13 protein-coding genes are annotated in these 17635 nt (G+C 47.8%); 9 read left to right on the forward strand and 4 right to left on the reverse strand.

Annotation, left to right across the window (positions count from 1 at the left end):
* Positions 1 to 10: 10 nt before the first annotated feature.
* From asnB to FC47_RS06390, 5 genes are all read left to right on the forward strand, one after another.
* A complete protein-coding gene (asnB, locus tag FC47_RS06370; protein ID WP_048345673.1) occupies positions 11 to 1927 on the forward strand; it encodes an asparagine synthase (glutamine-hydrolyzing) in 1917 nt (638 codons plus the stop codon).
* Positions 1928 to 3457 carry a UDP-N-acetylmuramyl-tripeptide synthetase gene (gene murE / locus FC47_RS06375; RefSeq protein WP_006500865.1) on the forward strand — a complete coding sequence of 510 codons (1530 nt, stop codon included), beginning with the start codon at positions 1928 to 1930 and terminating at the stop codon, positions 3455 to 3457.
* 221 nt (positions 3458 to 3678) lie between these two features.
* Positions 3679 to 5208, forward strand: coding sequence for a UDP-N-acetylmuramyl-tripeptide synthetase (gene murE, locus FC47_RS06380; RefSeq protein WP_056968427.1), 1530 nt, complete (start codon positions 3679 to 3681; stop codon positions 5206 to 5208).
* A gap of 64 nt (positions 5209 to 5272) precedes the next feature.
* Positions 5273 to 5881 carry a signal peptidase I gene (lepB, locus tag FC47_RS06385; RefSeq protein WP_006500863.1) on the forward strand — a complete coding sequence of 203 codons (609 nt, stop codon included), beginning with the start codon at positions 5273 to 5275 and terminating at the stop codon, positions 5879 to 5881.
* A 98-nt stretch (positions 5882 to 5979) separates the two neighbouring features.
* Positions 5980 to 7305, forward strand: a complete 1326-nt coding sequence (locus FC47_RS06390) for a C1 family peptidase (protein WP_006500862.1) — start codon at positions 5980 to 5982, stop codon at positions 7303 to 7305.
* A gap of 52 nt (positions 7306 to 7357) precedes the next feature.
* Here FC47_RS06390 and FC47_RS06395 read toward each other — a convergent pair whose 3' ends face one another.
* The 4 genes from FC47_RS06395 to FC47_RS06410 form a co-directional block, all read right to left on the reverse strand.
* Positions 7358 to 8797, reverse strand: coding sequence for a C69 family dipeptidase (locus tag FC47_RS06395; protein ID WP_056968428.1), 1440 nt, complete (start codon positions 8795 to 8797; stop codon positions 7358 to 7360).
* Positions 8798 to 8959: 162 nt separating this feature from the next.
* Positions 8960 to 10765, reverse strand: a complete 1806-nt coding sequence (gene thrS / locus FC47_RS06400) for a threonine--tRNA ligase (RefSeq protein ID WP_033934542.1) — start codon at positions 10763 to 10765, stop codon at positions 8960 to 8962.
* Between the two features lie 336 nt (positions 10766 to 11101).
* Positions 11102 to 11974: a hypothetical protein gene (locus FC47_RS06405; protein WP_056968429.1), complete on the reverse strand. Its 873-nt coding sequence runs from the start codon at positions 11972 to 11974 to the stop codon at positions 11102 to 11104.
* 149 nt (positions 11975 to 12123) lie between these two features.
* Positions 12124 to 13719 (reverse strand): Nramp family divalent metal transporter, encoded by a 1596-nt coding sequence (locus FC47_RS06410; protein ID WP_235803999.1) that lies wholly within the window; start codon positions 13717 to 13719, stop codon positions 12124 to 12126.
* A 386-nt stretch (positions 13720 to 14105) separates the two neighbouring features.
* Between FC47_RS06410 and FC47_RS06415 the strand changes: the two genes are divergently transcribed.
* The 4 genes from FC47_RS06415 (at position 14106) to FC47_RS06430 (ending at position 17523) form a co-directional block, all read left to right on the forward strand.
* Entirely contained in the window at positions 14106 to 15116 is a 1011-nt protein-coding gene (locus tag FC47_RS06415; protein WP_006500856.1) for a zinc-dependent alcohol dehydrogenase family protein, read from the forward strand.
* Between the two features lie 136 nt (positions 15117 to 15252).
* A complete protein-coding gene (locus tag FC47_RS06420; protein ID WP_006500855.1) occupies positions 15253 to 15771 on the forward strand; it encodes a TetR/AcrR family transcriptional regulator in 519 nt (172 codons plus the stop codon).
* Position 15772: 1 nt separating this feature from the next.
* Positions 15773 to 16831: an ABC transporter permease gene (locus tag FC47_RS06425; RefSeq protein ID WP_056968431.1), complete on the forward strand. Its 1059-nt coding sequence runs from the start codon at positions 15773 to 15775 to the stop codon at positions 16829 to 16831.
* A gap of 11 nt (positions 16832 to 16842) precedes the next feature.
* The gene (locus FC47_RS06430; protein WP_056968432.1) at positions 16843 to 17523 is read left to right on the forward strand and encodes an ABC transporter ATP-binding protein; all 681 of its coding nucleotides are present in this window, start codon (positions 16843 to 16845) and stop codon (positions 17521 to 17523) included.
* Positions 17524 to 17635 lie beyond the last annotated feature (112 nt).

Here is a 17635-nt window from a genome sequence, read left to right on the forward strand (position 1 = left end):
GAGAGTCATTATGTGTGGAATTGTTGCATTTGTGGATAATGAAAAGCCACAAGTCAAAGAAAGCCTGATTCAAAAAATGATGGACCGGATCATCCACCGTGGTCCCGATGATGCCGGCCAATTCGTCGATGAACACGCGGCTTTGGGACATCGGCGCTTGAGTTTCGTTGACGTTAAGAGCGGTAAACAGCCGATCTTTAATGAAAACGAAAACCTGGCCATTTTATTTAATGGTGAAATCTACAACTTCCAGCCGCTGCGCGAGGAATTGATTGCTGCCGGCCACCATTTCTCGACCAAGACGGACACGGAAGTCATTCTGCATGGCTATGAGCAATGGGGTGATGACGTCTGCAAGAAGCTGCGGGGGATGTTTGCCTTTGTCATCTGGAACCGGCAAACCCAAGAAATGTTTGGGGCCCGCGATCACTTCGGCATCAAGCCGCTGTATTACGCCAAGATGAATGGGACGTTCTTTGTCGGTTCAGAAATCAAGGCCTTCTTGGAACACCCTAATTTCGACAAGCAGCTGAACAAAGAGGCCCTCAAGCCATATCTGACGTTCCAGTATCCAATTACCCGGGAAACGTTCTTTAAGGGCGTCTACAAACTGCCAGAAGGTCATTCGTTCCACTACACCAAGGATGGTCAGTTCTCAATGACCGAATACTGGGATGAAGACTTTGAACCAGCCGATGAAACCTTTGATCAAGCCGTTGATCGGATCGAGGCTGCCGTTACCGAATCAGTCAAGGCGCACTCTTTTGCTGACCAAGGCATTAAAGTTGGTTCATTTCTTTCGGCTGGGGTTGACTCCAGCTACGTTACGGCTATGATGCGACCTGACAACACGTTCTCAATCGGCTTTGACAGTACCTATGATGAAACCAAGGAAGCACGGGAACTGGCGGCTAAGCTGAATCTTAAGAACACGGATGCCAAGCTGACTAACGAGGAAGCCTTCCATACATTCCCATTGATTCAATACTATCTGGACGAGCCCGACTCCAACCCATCAGTCGTGCCATTGTACTTCTTGACCAAGCTGGCTAAGGACAATGGCTACAAGGCAATGCTTTCTGGTGAAGGTGCCGATGAGCTGTTTGCCGGCTACATTGATTATGGCTTCTATACCAAGTCCAAGCTGATTCGCTGGATTACCGATCAGCTGAAGAAAAAGCCGCGGCAAAAGCGCTATGAGATTGCCGAAAAGATCAAGAACAAGCATTTCCATGGTCAGGCGCACATGTATGCCAACCTGGCGCCAGCTCGCGATACCTTTATCGGTGAGGCCTACATCTTCAGTCCAGAACAGGCTCAAAGCATTCTGCAGCCTGAATTTGACTGTGGTCCAACGGTCAAGCAGATCGTTGACCCATACTATGACAAGGTTGAAGACAAAGATATTGATGAGGTTGCCAAAAAGCAGTACCTGGATCTGCACTGCTTTATGCCAGGTGATATTCTGCTGAAGGCCGATAAGATGAGTATGGCCAACTCGCTGGAACTGCGGGTGCCTTTGCTGGACCGGGAAATGATGAAGGTTGCTCAGACCACGCCAACCAAGTACCTGTTCAACGCTAAGGGTACCAAGTGGGCTTTCCGGATGGCGGCCAACCGTCACCTGCCAGAAGAATGGGCAACGCGGCCTAAGATGGGCTTCCCAACGCCAATTCGGGCCTGGCTGCGTGAAGACAAGTACTACCAAGAAGTTCGCGAATTGTTCAGCCAGGATTTTGTCAAAGAGTTCTTTGATCAAGACAAGATCTTGAAGATGGCCGAAGACAACTTCCAAGGCAAGACGGACGACCGGCGCAAGATCTGGACCGTCTACACGTTCTTGGTCTGGTACAAGCTGTACTTTATCGACAACTTCAAACCGGATGAATCGGCAATTGATCAAACCAAGCAAAAGGCGGCGAACTAAATGCTGACGGTTAAACAGACGGTAGCTGCTCTCAAGGAACGGGGCCTGTTTAAGGAAATTATCGTTGACGGTCAGTGGCTGTATGACGTACCGGAAAAAATTGCCGATCTGGAGTTCAAGCAGCTTTCGTATGACTCGCGTGCAATTGAGCCGCAGACGCTTTTTATCTGCAAGGGTCAGCGCTTTAATCCGCAATATCTGGTGGATGCAGTCAAAAAAGGCGCCACGGCTTGCCTGACTCAGCAGGTGTATGATGAGGAGCTGGCTGGTCAGACTGTCTGGCAGCTTGTCGTTACTGATGTCCAAAAAGCCATGGCAACAGTCGCGCGGTCGTTTTATGGCGATCCGGAAAAAGAACTGACGCTGGTCGGCTTTACCGGTACCAAGGGCAAGACGACCTCAGTCTACTTTACGCGGCATATTTTGGCGCATGTCTTTGACAATCAGGTGGCGCAGCTGTCATCGATTGCCGAGTGTCTGGATGGTAAAAACTTTATCGAATCGCACCTGACTACGCCTGAGTCATTGGATCTGTACCGGATGATGCGTCAAGCCGTTGATAACGGTATGAAGTATCTGGTGATGGAGGTTTCCAGTCAGGCCTACAAGAAGTCGCGCGTTGATGGACTGCATTTTGACATTGGTGTCTTCTTGAATATTTCGCGTGATCATATCAGTCCTGTTGAGCATCCAAGCTTTGATGACTATCTTTGGTGCAAGAGCCAGCTGGTAAAAAATGCCGATAAAGTAATCATCAACCGCGAGATTCCTTACTTTGAGCTGCTGGCCCAAAAGACGCGTGCGTTTGGCAACCAGCTGATTACCTATGGCAGCGATCAATCAGATGCCGATTATCGCTTTACCTTAGGCGAGCATGGTCATTTCCAGGTTGCCTCGTTCAATGACCAGCTGCCGGCAGTTGCAGGCGATTTTCGGGTCATGCTGCCGGGATCGTTTAACTGCAGCAATGCAACGGCCGCATTGGCAGTCGCCGCGCAGCTAAGCGATAAAACCAGTGAGTTTGCGGCGGGACTTTTAGAAACCAAGGTACCGGGCCGCATGGAGATCTTAAAGAACGAAAAAGGCTATGTAGCTTGTGTTGACTACGCTCATAACTACCTGAGCATGAGTGAGAGCTTTAAGTTCTTAAAGCATGAGTATCCAGACGGCCGCTTGATCGTGGTTACCGGTTCAGTGGGCAGCAAAGCTGAGTCACGGCGCCAGGATATCGGTCGCGCACTGTCAGAGTATGCTGACGTGGCCATCCTGACTGAAGATGACAACTACTTTGAGGATCCCAAAAAGATTATTCAGGCAATTCGCGATCATATCGTGGATCCCCACGTTGAGGTTCATGAGATTCTTAACCGTGAAGAGGCCATTAAAACTGCCTTTCAGATGGCGCGGCCAGGTGATGTCATGTTTATGGCTGCCAAGGGGCGGGAGCAGTTCCTGCGCGAAAATGGCCATGACAAGCCTTATGTCGGCGATTACCAGCTGACAGAGCAGTTGATGAAAGCGTATAATTAAATATGACTGTTAGGGAAGTCGATACTTTGACAGTTAATTGAAGATAAGGTCCAGTCTGCGGTGCGTTTGCAGACTGGACCTTATTGTCGTTTTTTTAAGACATCTTAAAAGCAAGTTCTTGATGCTTTCGTTGGGATTTCGCATTTTTTTCATAATCTTGTGTCAGAATACGAAACATGATCGAAAGACAATGAACGTTTAAATGAAAGGTGGGGGGAGAAATGCTGACGCTTAATCAAGCTGCCAACATTTTAAAACAGGATCAATTGCTGCGTGAAATCGTAATCGGTGATGATTGGCGCTTCGAGGTTCCAGCCAATCTCAAAGATCGCAGGCTCCAATTCTTATCTTATGATTCGCGCCGTATTGCACCTGATACGCTGTTTATGTGCAAAGGACTAAACTTCAACGAAAAATATCTGGAGGACGCAATTGATAAGGGAGCCGTTGCCTGTGTGACTGAAAACGTCTATGCCGGCAAAGACCAGAAGCAAGTCGTGCAGCTGGTGGTCAATGACGTTCAAAAGGCAATGGCTCTATTGGCGCGCGAGTTTTACAACAACCCGCAACAGGAACTGAAAGTGATTGGGTTTACTGGGACCAAGGGAAAAACGACTTCGGTATACTTTGCCCGCCATTTGATGAATGAGGTTTTTGATCATAAGGTAGCCCAATTATCCTCAATTGCTGAATGTCTTGATGGCGAGCATTTTGAAGAAGCTCATTTAACGACGCCAGAGTCACTGGACCTGTTCCGGATGATGCGTCAGGCTGCCGATAATGGCATGCAGTATCTGATTATGGAGGTTTCCAGTCAGGCCTATAAGAAGTCAAGAGTCTATGGTCTGCATTTTGATATTGGTGTCTTTTTAAATATTGCTGCCGACCACATTAGTCCGGTAGAACACCCAAGTTTTGAAGACTATCTGTACTGTAAGAGTCAGCTGATGATCAACTCATCCAAGGTGATCATCAATCGTGAGTGTCCTTATTATGATCTGCTGGCTCAAAAAGCGCTGGCTGCTGGCAATCAGGTAATCTCATTTGGCAGCAGTCAGTCCAATGCCGACTATCGCTATGTAGTTGATTCGCCGCATGAGTTTCACGTAGCTACGTTCAGCAGTCAGCAGCCGCAGTTGACTGGCCGCTTTAAGATCAATATCCCAGGTACGTTCAATGACAGCAATGCCTTGGCCGCGCTGGTCGTAGGGCGGCAGTTCAGTGATGATACGGCGGCTTTTGTCAAGGGACTGGAAGAAACCACCGTTCCTGGCCGCATGGAAATGCTGAGCAATCAGCGGGGACTATTGGCCTGCGTTGACTATGCTCATAACTATCTGAGCCTGAATGAAAGCTTCAAATACATGAAAAACACTTATCCCAATGGCCGTTTGATCGTAGTGATCGGTGCGGCTGGTGGTAAGGCTGAGTCGCGCCGTAAGGATATTGGCGAGGCGCTGGCCAAATATGCTGACGTGGCCATTCTAACCAGCGAAGACAATTTCTTTGAGGATCCGCATAAGATCGATGAAGAAATCAAAGCGCACATTGACAATCCTGATGTTGAGGTACATATCAACGTTGACCGTGCCAAAGCCATTCAAGACGCGTTTAACATGGCATGTCCTGGCGACGTCATGTTTATGGCTGCCAAGGGACGCGAGCAGTTTATGCATGAAAAAGGCCGCGATATTCCATATGTTGGTGACTATCAGCTGACCCAAAAATTGATGCGTGAATATGATGAATAAGTTGTTAGTTGCTGGTAAAGTGTATTAAAATTGCCGTTAGAAAACTAATCTGGGAGCAATTTTGATGAAAGCTTTTAAAGAATTAATGAGTTGGATCGTGCCGATTGCGATTGGTCTGCTGCTGGCATTGCTGATCAAGCAGTTTGCTTTTCAGTTTGTCCGGGTTGATGGTCCATCCATGCAGCCTAATCTGCAAAACAACGAGCGTGTGGTCTGCTTAAAGCAAGCCAAGATCCATCGCGGCAGCGTAGTGGTTTTTGATGCCAATGGCGTTGATCCGCAAGTTTCAGTAAAGACTGAGTACGTAAAGCGGGTTATTGGCCTGCCAGGCGATACGGTTGAGGCCAAAAACGGCAATCTTTACGTTAACGGCAAAAAGGTTGATCAAAGCTACATCAGCAAGAGCGAGCGTTCCAGCGGTACCGGAACCTGGACTTTGCACAGTATTTCCCAGGAAAACAGCTGGGTGCTGCATAATGGGGCCTATAAGGTGCCAAAAGGCGAGTACTTTGTCTTGGGTGATCACCGCAGCGTCTCTAACGACAGTCGCTACTGGGGATTCGTACCTAAGAGCAAGATCGTCGGCGTCGTCAAGGTAGGTTTCTGGAATCGTACGCAGCCGGCTAAAAACAATATCAATCAGCAATGGAAGCATTTCTTTGCCGATAACTAACCATGAGCAGCGTTCTTTAGCGAGGGCGCTGCTTTTGAGTTGCCGATGATTTTGCTTTAGAATAATTGACAAAAGACTGTAAGTGAGGAAGGTTCAACATGTCAGAGTTTGAAAAGTTAACGTTGCAGCAGCTGCAGGGCTACGAAGCCGATTTTAAAAAGCGACCAGATGCTGCTGTAATTACGCGGGCCGTGATGAAAAACGGCATCAAGGCAACCAGCGAGGACCAAAACGTCAGTCAGCGCAGCCACCGCGTTTTTTCGTATGAAGTCAAGACGGGCAAGGTATCCAATCAGCGGCATAGCGGTCGCTGCTGGTCGTTTGCCACGCTGAACACGCTGCGGCATCTTTTCGCCAGCCAGTACAACTTCAAGGATTTTGAATTATCGCAGAATTATTTATTTTTCTGGGATCGTGTTGAACGGGCCAATATGTTTTTGCAAAATATCATTGCTACGGCCGCACTGCCATTTCATGATCGGCTAGTCGATTTTTATGTGGCGTTTGCGGAAAATGATGGTGGGCAGTGGGCCAATGCTGCCTCAATCATTGAAAAATATGGCGTCGTACCGGAATATGTAATGCCTGACACCTACAATACCAAGAATACTGACGATATTGCCGGGGTAATGAAGGATCTGATGCATAAAGACGCGTTGGTACTGCGGAAGATGATCAATGAGCAGCATGCTGATCGGGCTGCGGTTCAGCAGGTCAAAGAAAAGATGGTCAGTGAGGTCTATCGGCTGGCCGTTTATGCTTTTGGGATGCCGCCTAAGCAGTTTGATCTGGAATATCAGGATGATGATCATCAGCTGCACCGGCAGGCCAATCTGTCGCCATTGGAGTTCTTCCATCAATATTGGAATCTGAATCTGCGTGACTATGTAGTTTTGACCAACGCGCCGGATCATAAGTTCAATCAGGTCTACTCAATGCCACAGCAGGAAAATGTCGTTGGCGGAATCCCACTGCAATTCGTCAACGTGCCGTTTGAAGAACTGCAGAACAGCGCGGTCAAGCAGCTGAAAGCAGGAGAAACCGTTTGGGTCGGCAATGACGTCTTACAGCAGATGGATCGCAAGCGGGGCATTATGGATGCTGAGCTGTACAAAACAGAAGCGCTTTTGGGCATTGATTACGTTATGGACAAAAAAGAACGGTTGGAAACCAGACAGGCCTGCGTTTCTCATGCCATGACGCTGACTGGATTTAATGAGGCTGATGGTCAGATTGATCGTTGGAAGATTGAGAATTCATGGGGTGAGGAAAATGGCGAAAAAGGCTATTTCGTCATGACGCAAAAATGGTTTGAAGACTATACCTATGAAGCCGTGATCAACAAGCACTACCTTAGCCCCGAACTGCTGCAGCTGACTGGGCAGCGGCCGGTTCAACTGACGGCTTGGGATTCGCTGCAGTAAAAAACAGCCCTGATCAGAATTTGATCAGGGCTGTTTGCTTGTCAAGAAATGCCTAAAGATTAGGATCCATCTTGAAGGTCAGCTTGGAGAGTTCAGCTCCCTTGGTCAGCAGGTCAAACAGGTGCTGCTGTGCACGGGTATTAAAATGCTTGGCAATATCATGATTCTGTGAGGTCAGATAGCTAGTCAGTCGTTGCCCGTCAAGCTGACTGATCTGATCGTCGACGGCTTTGATCTTGCGTCTTGCCCAGGCTTGCAGCTCATCTTGAAAGTCCAGATTGTCCTTGGCAAATTCAGCATAATGGCTTTCAACGACGCTGGCCAGGGCCTCATTTAGCCAATAAGCATTGTTCAGATCCATTTTTTCTGGAAACTCGCGGTATGAGGCATCGGTATCATCGGCGTTGGCAAAGAAGGGCACATAGGCGCAAAAAGTCGGGACGCCGAACTCAACCCACTGAATGGTCTGTGCATCACCATATGCATCATTGCGCGCCTGCAGAATATGCGACTGTGCCGTACGGGAAAGCGCGATGGAACGGTAGCGCCGCCGCTGTTCTAAAGTACCGCTGCCCAGGGGATCATAAGGTGTTTCATTGTAGTGTGATTTTAAAACGTATTGAATATCTTCAACGCTGATTTTATGATCGGGCTTGCGAATAAAAGGCATATCGGCTGACTCGGGCGTTTGATCCTTGGTCAGACTGGGACTCAGATAATGCTGGGCAAACCAGACGCGGGGCGTATTATAGTGGTGGTCCTGTTTGGTATTGGTGCCGAAGATGTGCCGAAAGTTCCAGCGCTCATCATCGGGATTGAGATGGTTCTTTTCCACAAACAGTCGAATGCCATCTGCCCAGGCGAAATTCCGGCTGTCGCCAAAGTCGATGTCTTCAATGGCAATTTGATTGGCCGCCACGGCATAGCAGTCATCAGGAATACGCACGGCAACCCAGTAGTGGCCAGTAGCAATTTCCATGTACCAGACCTCATCTTGATCAATGAACTGAATGCCGTTGCCTTCCGCTGAACCGTATTTGGCAATCAATCGTCCCAAATAATCAACTCCTTCGCGTGCCGAGTGGATATAGGGCAAAACCAGGGTTGTCAGCGAATCTTCGGCCAGACCGTTTTTGACGTATGGATCATAGGCCAGCACCTTTGGATTGGCATAGACAGATTCCGTGGCACTTTCGCCAACGCCAGCCTCGTTAAAGCCATCCTCTTCGTTGGGCCCCTGCGTCTGGTCAACGCTTGGCGTGGCCGTATAGCGCATACTGTCAGCTGGCAGCGGTACGGTCAATTGATTATAAGCTGAGACATAGGCTGCCTGGCGATTCTTGACGGCCGGCCGAACCAGGAAGCGTTTGGGCTCAATTGCCTTGACGCGATCCTCATTGCGCGAGATAAAAGTAGAGCCATCAGTTGAAGCATGCTTGCCGACCATCATTGACGTGCAGGCTGAATTTTTGAAACGATTCCATGGAGACATTTGATTCGCGACCTTTCTGATTTGAAATTTTCCCTATTATAACGCGTTTGATTCTAAAATGATGAAAGATCCATCTTGTCATTCAAGCGGCGAAAAAAAGCGCTTAATGAGGCTGAGAAGATAATAAAAAGCTGTCTGGCATCTGCCAAACAGCTTTTTTGATTAGTCTTCGCGTGAGTAGGTAGCAATGTCGTGCAGAATTTCATCCATGAAGGCATCTACAGTCATGCCGTTTTGATCTTTTTCACCATACTTACGAACGGAAACTGAGTCGTTGGCCATTTCATCTTCACCGACAACCAGCGTGTATGGAACTTTTTGCGTTTGAGCTTCCCGAATCTTGTAGCCCATCTTTTCGTTGCGGTGATCAACCTTAGCCCGAATCTGAGCGGCCTTGAACTTCTTAGCCAGTTCGTCAGCGTAGGCACCGTGCTTTTCATCAGAAACTGGGATGATTACGACTTGTTCAGGTGACAGCCAGGTTGGGAAGGCACCCTTGTAGATTTCCGTCAGGTAGGCTACGAAACGTTCCATCGTACCAACAACCCCACGGTGAATCATAACTGGCCGGTGCTGCTTGCCGTCTTCACCAACGTAGTGCAGATCAAACTTTTCAGGCAGCATGAAGTCCAGTTGAATCGTGGACATCGTTTCTTCGTTGCCCAGGGCCGTCTTGGTTTGAATGTCCAGCTTTGGACCGTAGAAGGCAGCCTCACCTTCAGCTTCGTAGTAGTCCAGACCCAGTGAGTCCATGGCAGCCTTCAGCATGGATTGCGAACGTTCCCACATTTCATCGTTGGCAAAGTACTTTTCCGTGTTCTTAGGGTCACGGTATGACAGACGGAACGTGTAGTCGGTAATGTCAAAGTCTTTGTAGACGTCCATGATCAGTTTCAGAATCTTGGCAAATTCGTCTTGAATCTGTTCCAGAGCAACGAACGTGTGGCCATCATTCAGCGTCATTTCCCGTACCCGCTGCAGACCGGAAAGCGCGCCAGACTTTTCGTAGCGGTGCATCATACCCAGTTCGGCAATCCGCAGTGGCAGTTCACGGTAGGAGCGAATGTGGTGCTTGTAGACTTGAATGTGGCTTGGGCAGTTCATTGGCCGCAGTTCAAGCATTTCGCCATCACCCATGTCCATTGGCGGGAACATGTCTTCGCGGTAGTGAGCCCAGTGACCAGAAGTCTTGTAGGCGTCCAGGTTCATCAAGACTGGCGTGTAGACGTGCTCATAGCCGTCAGCCAGTTCCTTGTCAATGATGTAGCGTTCAATCGTCCGGCGAATCGTTGCTCCCTTAGGCATCCAGTATGGCAGACCGGCACCAACCTTAGGATCAACGAAGAACAGATCCAGTTGGTTCCCAATGACACGGTGGTCGCGTTCCTTAGCTTCTTGACGAGCCTTCAGATCAGCTTCCAGATCGTCTTTTTTGTAGAAGGCCGTTCCATAGATCCGCTGCAGCATTGGGTTGGATGACATACCCTTCCAGTAGGCGCCAGCCACGCTGAGCAGCTTGTAGTTCTTAACCAGGTTGGCATATACCAGAACCGGTGCATTGGCAACTGCCAGCACGCCATCCAGATCGTACATGGCTACCTTGCCGTCCTTAGCGTTTTCGTTGATCAGTTCGGTTGAGAATGGGTCGTCCTTGACGCTGGCCAGGGCTTCTTCAACGCTGAGCTCTTTAAACTCAACCTTGGCTTCGGACTTGGCAATTGCCTTGATGGCAGCTTCCAGTTGTGGCAGTTCGTCAGCGGAAACCTGCTGTTCGTCTTTGTCAGAGTCAACGTAAAAACCGTCTTCTTCAGCAACGTCGGCACCCAGACGAATGCCGGCAAATTCTTTTTGCAGAGCCGCTTTCAGCATCAGAGCGGACAGTTGACGCAGGGCGTCCAAACTTTCTTTTGAGTCGCGGTCAATCTTGTTGACTGAGCCATCGACGTTCATAACAGCAACTTGAGCCATGTAAAATCTCTCCTTTGTGGTAATAAAAAACGTCCCTTTGATTGTTTTTAGCAATCAAAGGGACGTTGGTTGATAACATAATCAGCGTGGTTCCACCCTAATTTACGGCGCACTAATGGCGTCGCCTCATAAGTGTGGTAACGGGCACGACCCGACTGACCTTATCTCGGCCAGTGACAATTCAAAAAGGTGGTACGCTGATGTGCTTGGTCAACGGTACTTCCAGCCAAGGTACCGACTCCCTGGATAACCAGCCGCATCAGGCATGTCCTTTGTCATTAGTTTGAATTATATGCACCTGACAAGAGCGTGTCAAGACCGTTTTATAAATCCTGGCTATTGTGCAGCATCTGACTGCTTAGGTCCGCCACCATCGCCAGGAACTGGTGCGGATTGCGTGTTGCTGTTGGCAGTAGTTGAACTGCCGTTGCTGCTGCCACTGTTACCAGAGTTACCGTAGTTTCCGCCGCCTTGATAGCTGCTGTTGCCGTTGCCAGCCGTCTGATTATTGTTGTTGGCAGTCGTCTGACTGGATGAGCTGGCCGTTGGAGCAGATGATGAATTCGTCGTAGTATTTGGTACGTAATAGGAATCCTGATCATTGGTGTCGTAATTGGCTTCATAAGATGAGCTGGAAGAAGAATGCTTCTTTTTGTGACTGCTGGACTTCTTTGAGCTGCTGGATTTTTTCTTAGAAGAAGTGGAGACGGTCGTATCACTGGAGTTATCGGTCACAGGGTCCTGCTGCTTGATGGCAAAGACGATGACCATGACGACCAAGACTGCCAAAAGGATTCCCAGGGCAATTTTAAATGGGCGATGGCTAGTTTTTTTATTTTTTGGCTGCTTGTTTTTGCCTGATTTAGAACCTAAGCCAGTTATTTTAGCGGCAGTTGCCTGACCATTGCGAGCGCCCAGTCGTTCCTGACTGCGGCTGGAACGCGTGTCATTGCTGATTGGCTGAGCGTTCATGCTGGAACGCGTACCATTAGTGGTTGGCTGAGCTTTGATATTCAGATCGGCATTGCTCTGTGATGAGCGCTTGGCTTGCTTATCAAGCTTAAACGTTGGCGCAGCTTCTTTTTTAGCCGTACGGTCGGCTTTTTTATCGAAGAAGAAATGCGTCTTTTTTTCTGGGCGCTTGTTTGGTTGATCGTATAGTTCAACTCGGGTTGGGCGCCGCTTTTCTTTATTATCGTGGTTGTCCAAAATATTCACCTCAAAATTATTTTGGCCGCGCAGTCAGCATAACGCGGCTGATGCCTAAACACAGGCTATTATACACCAAAAATATCAAAAACCGCTCGAACCAAGGCGTTCAAACGGTTTTTTATTGATAAATTAAAATATTTGTTTTATTAATCTTGACTGGCTGGTTTTTGACCATCCTTATGTTCCCAAGGATGATGGATACCTTCTGCAATCAAGCGCTGGTTACCCTTGTACATGTCGTAGATCGTCCAAGCTAACAGCAGGAGGATAACGATGATGGTAATCCAGGCCAGCAGATCAGACGTGCTCTTTTGCCAGATGCCAAAGCCTTCGAAAGTACTTGGCAGATTGTAGAGGTTCAGGAATGTCAGCGAAATAACTGACAGCCAACCACAGACCTTAACCCAGCCAGAGTTTTTGAACTCACCCATTTCATCCTTGCTGTCGGTCATCAAAAGCAGTGGCAGCATTGAGAATGGCAAGGCAAAGGCCAAGAAGACCTGTGAGTTTTCCATCAGCATGTTCAACGCAGCGTGTTGCTGAATGGCATTGTCCTTAGCCGTCATCGCCACACACAGCAGTACTGGTACAACGGAGATTAAACGGGTAACCAGCCGCCGAGCCCATAATGGCATCTTCATGTGAACAAAACCTTCCATGATAACCTGACCAGTCAAGGTACCGGTAATCGTAGAATTTTGCCCAGAAGCCAACAGCGCAACTGCAAACAGTGTTGACAGCAGACCGGACTTGGCTACTGAGATCAGAATCGGGTTGCTCAGCATTGACGTGTTGCTTAATGCCTCATACAGACCAAAGAAAGAAGTATCCTTAACCGTACCAGATTTAAATACGGCAACCCCCATGATCAAAAGCAGACAGTTAACTAAGAAAGCAGCTGATAATTGGATGTTGGAGTCCCAAGCGGTAAAACGGATCGTCTGCTTGATGTCCTCAGCATTGGTGTGGTCGATCTTACGTGTTTGTGAAATTGCGGAGTGCAGGTAAAGGTTATGTGGCATAACGGTTGCCCCGATAATTCCCAAAGAGCCAGACAAAGGCGTGATGCCTAGTCGTTCTGGACTTGTTGCAACGGCAGCCGATGAAGGCAGCAGACCAGCAAAAGCAGCGCCCCAGTTTGGATCGGATAGTGCAACTTCATAAACAAAGACGAACAGGATAACTAAAATCAAGCAGACAACAATTGCTTCAATCTTGCGGAAACCGATTTTAGTCAACAGCAGCAGAACCAAGACGTCCAATACTGTGATGAAGACCGCTGGAATCAATGAAATATGGAATAAAAGGTTTAGGGCGATTGCCGCACCAATAACTTCGGCAATATCAGTTGCCATAATTGCAAGCTCGGTCATAATCCACAAAACGATACCGAGCGCCTTCCCTGTACGAGCTCGAATGGCTTGGGCCAAGTCCATTTCACTCACGATCCCAAGTTTGGCAGCCATGTATTGAAGCAGCATCGCAATCAAACTTGAAATCAGGATGGTCGTCATTAAGGTATAACCGAATGCCTGACCACCAGTGATCGAAGTAGACCAGTTACCAGGATCCATGTAGCCGACAGCAACCAATGCGCCAGGTCCGGAATAAGCTAAAAGTGTCTTCCAGAAACCTTTACCTTTAGGAACTTCAACGGTGCCGTTGATTTCTTCAAGTGATTTGCCGTTAGCATACTCGATCAGTTTGTGCTTGCGGCGTTGGTCATTCGTGTTGTTATCCACGGTAAACCCACCTTTCTTAATTGAAAATTTGCATTACCCAATAAAAAACGTTTAATGCAATAAAACACCTTTGTTAGGCTAACATAAAAATTAAAGTCCTGCAATGGAAGAATGCCTATCTAACGGTATTTTACAGCAATTTTACATTGGCAATCAAATGATAGCGATCTTGATATGCTTAATATTGAAACGCTTACGATTTTTTGTCGCGAAAAATTCAAAAAAATTAACTACTAAAAATCAAGCGTTATCGTATAGTTAAACGATCGCTTAATGTCAAACGATTATCAAAAATAGTGATAACCGGTTGACATATGTTTGAGATCTGGATTATACTATTGGCAAAATTTAAATTAATGTTTTCACAAAGAAAGAGGTATAAATCGATGAAGGCACTTGTATTACAAGGTATTAAGGATCTTGCCGTTCAAGAATATGACGTTCCTGAAATCAAGCCAGATGAAGTTTTGATTCACACGGCCTACGCTGGTATCTGTGGTACTGATAAGGCACTGTACGCTGGTCTGCCAGGCTCTGCTTCAGCCGTTCCCCCAATCGTACTGGGTCACGAAAACTCTGGTGTCGTAGCCAAGGTTGGGGATGCCGTTACCAATGTCAAGGTTGGCGACCGCGTGACCGTTGACCCTAACATCTACTGTGGTCAATGCAAGTACTGCCGCACCTCACGTCCAGAACTGTGTGAACACCTGGATGCAGTTGGGGTTACCCGTGACGGTGGTTTTGAGGAGTACTTTACTGCGCCTGCCAAGGTTGTCTACCAAGTTCCTGACAACGTTTCATTAAAGGCAGCTGCCGTTGTTGAACCAATTTCTTGTGCAATGCATGGTGTTGACCTGCTGACGACGCACCCATACCAAAAAGCCCTGGTTCTGGGGGATGGCTTTGAAGGTCAGCTGTTTGCACAGATTCTGAAGGCGCGTGGTATTCATGAAGTAACGCTGGCTGGCCGTTCTGATGAAAAGCTGGCTAACAACCGTGAACACTTTGGCGTTAAGACGATCAACACGACCAAGGAAGAAATTCCAGCCGATGCGTTTGACATTGTCGTTGAAGCCGTTGGTCTGCCACAGACGCAGGAACAATGCCTGGCAGCCGCTGCTAAGGGTGCTCAAGTACTGATGTTTGGTGTTGGTAACCCTGACGCTAAGTTCTCCGTCAACACTTACGATGTCTTCAAGAAGCAACTGACGATTCAAGGTGCCTTCATCAACCCATACACGTTTGAAGACTCAATTGCCCTGCTGGCTAGCGGCAAGGTTGATCCATTGCCACTGTTCTCTCACGAACTGGCATTTAATGAAGTTGAAGACTTTGTCAGCGGCAAGTTGGGCAAGGTTTCCAAAGCCGTTGTCAAGGTTGGTGGCGAAGAAGCCTAACTCCTTTAGATAAAATGTTCAAAACGGTCGTCAAAATGACGGCTGTTTTTTTATCTCTTAAAGTTGACACGGTGTCACTATCGCGGTATGATCGCATGGTAGATGACACGGTGTCACTTGATAAGGGGGAATTCAAATGCCAACCAGTACTTTTGAAAATCTAAATCATGAAAAACAGCAAAAAATCGAGCAGGCGCTGCTGCATGAGTTCAGCGAGCATTCACTGGCAACGGCACAGGTCGCACGGATCGTTAAAGAGGCTGGAATTGCTCGTGGTGCATTCTATAAGTATTTTGCCGACTTAAAAGATGCTTATCAGTATCTGTATGCCAAGGCAATGCGAGATATTCACCAAAACGTGGCAACTGCGCCGCATCAGTTGATGAGTGCTCAGGATTATTTTGAACAGACGCGTGAATTCGTCCAAAAAGTCCATGGTAGCCGCTATTATGATCTGATCAAGCTTCATCTGCGGTGTAACGAAGGAATGCTGCCAATGCGTCCAATTGCAAAAATTCCTGCTTTGCAGTGGACCATCATGACGATCAATCATGAGGCAATCAAGGAGTGTCTGAATTTTCCTACTGAACAGACAATGATTTTACAGCGCTTGTTGCAGGCTCTGCAGCGCTTATTAGAAAACGAAGGTGATTAAAATGTTTCTGGCCATTAAGGAAATTCGTCATGAGAAGTTAAGGTATGGTCTGATTATTGGCATGATTGTCTTGATCGGCTATTTGATGTTTATGCTGATGGGCATGATGCTGGGGCTGGCCAATGAAAATACGGCCGCAATCGATTCATGGGACGCTAAGAGCGTGGTTTTAAACAAAAATTCTAATATCAGCCTGAGTCAGTCGCTGATCGCCAAGCAGGATCTGCCTAATCTGAATGGTCACCAGGCATTAGTCGGCCAGACGCCGGCAGTAATTGAAAGAGCCAAGGGAGCGACTGACAAGCAGACGATTCAGTTTGTTGGTCTGGACAGCTCGCAGTTTATCTACCAAAAGAAAATGAAGCTCAGCAGCGGTCACAAGCCGCATGGCAAAAATCAGGTCGTGCTCGATGAAGGATTAAAGAGCAAAGGCTATCTGTTGGGCGATCAGATCACGCTTAACGGCAGCACGCAAAAATATCGGGTCGTGGGTTTTGCCAAAGATGCCAAGCTGAATATCGCCTCAATCGTCTATGGCAGCCTGACAACCTGGCAAACGCTTAAAGGAACGGGTGATCAGTTCGCGACCAGCGGAATTTTTTCTGATCAGAAACAGACGGTCAAAAACAAAAATCTCAAGCAATACTCCATCGGTACCTTTATTGACAAACTGCCCGGCTATGCAGCGCAGAATATGACCTTTGAGTTTATGATCGCCTTTTTGATGGTGATCTCGCTGATCGTTATCACCGTTTTCCTATATATTCTGACGATGCAAAAGATTCCCAACTATGCAGTCTTAAGAGCACAGGGAATTCCGGCGGCTTATCTGATCGGGGCAACGATTGGTCAAGCAGTGATCTTGATGGTCAGCGGTACGCTTGGCGCATTGCTGCTGATGATAGTTTCCAAGGCAGCAATGCCAAGTTTGGTGCCAATGCTGATCAATTGGCCGCTGACTGGGATCTTGAGCCTGGCATTGGTTGTATTAGGCGTTGCCGGCTCATTGCTGCCGGTCCGCATGATCAGCCGAATTGACCCCTTAGATGCAATGAGATAGAGGTGAGCAGGATGACGGCAATTGAATTAAAAAACATTAACAAAGACTATGGGACGGGCATCAGCAAGGTTCAGGTGCTTTCAGACGTCAGCTTCAAGGCGCACAGTGGCGAACTAAGCCTGGTTTTAGGGCCCTCTGGATCAGGCAAGAGTACTTTTTTGACGATTGCTGGTGGCTTGCAGCGGCCAACCAGCGGGCAGGTGTTGATTGATGGTCAAGACATCAGTCGATTTTCTGAAAAGCAGCGAGACGAGATTCGCTTAAATCAAATCGGGTTTGTACTGCAGTCTTATAATCTGCTTTCCTACCTGAGCGTTGCGGATCAGTTTGCCCTGGTTGATCGTGTTCATAAAGGAAATCTTAGTCCGGATCGGCTTGAGAAACTGCTGCAGGAACTGGGGATCGATCAGCTGGTTAACAAATTCCCCGATGAGCTTTCAGGCGGACAGAATCAGCGGGTCGCCATTGCCCGTGCGCTGTATACCGATCCGGCAATTATCCTGGCTGATGAGCCAACGGCCGCCTTGGATAGTGAGCGGGTCAAGGTCGTAGGACGCTTGATGAAAGAAAGGGCCAAGCAGTATGACAAGGCAGTGGTCGTTGTTACTCATGATTTGCGTTTAAAGGATTTTGCCGATCGCATCTATCAGATTATGGATGGCAAGATGACCGAGCAGCCGTTGAATGCTTAGATAACTGCTGATTTTATATTAAGAGACTGGGAAAAAAGTCTCAAAACTAAAGAATCGCTAGGAACCACGTTGCTGAAAACGTTGATTTCTAGCGATTTTTAATATTACTATT

The sequence above is a fragment of the Limosilactobacillus mucosae DSM 13345 genome (assembly GCF_001436025.1).
Lineage (GTDB): Bacteria > Bacillota > Bacilli > Lactobacillales > Lactobacillaceae > Limosilactobacillus > Limosilactobacillus mucosae.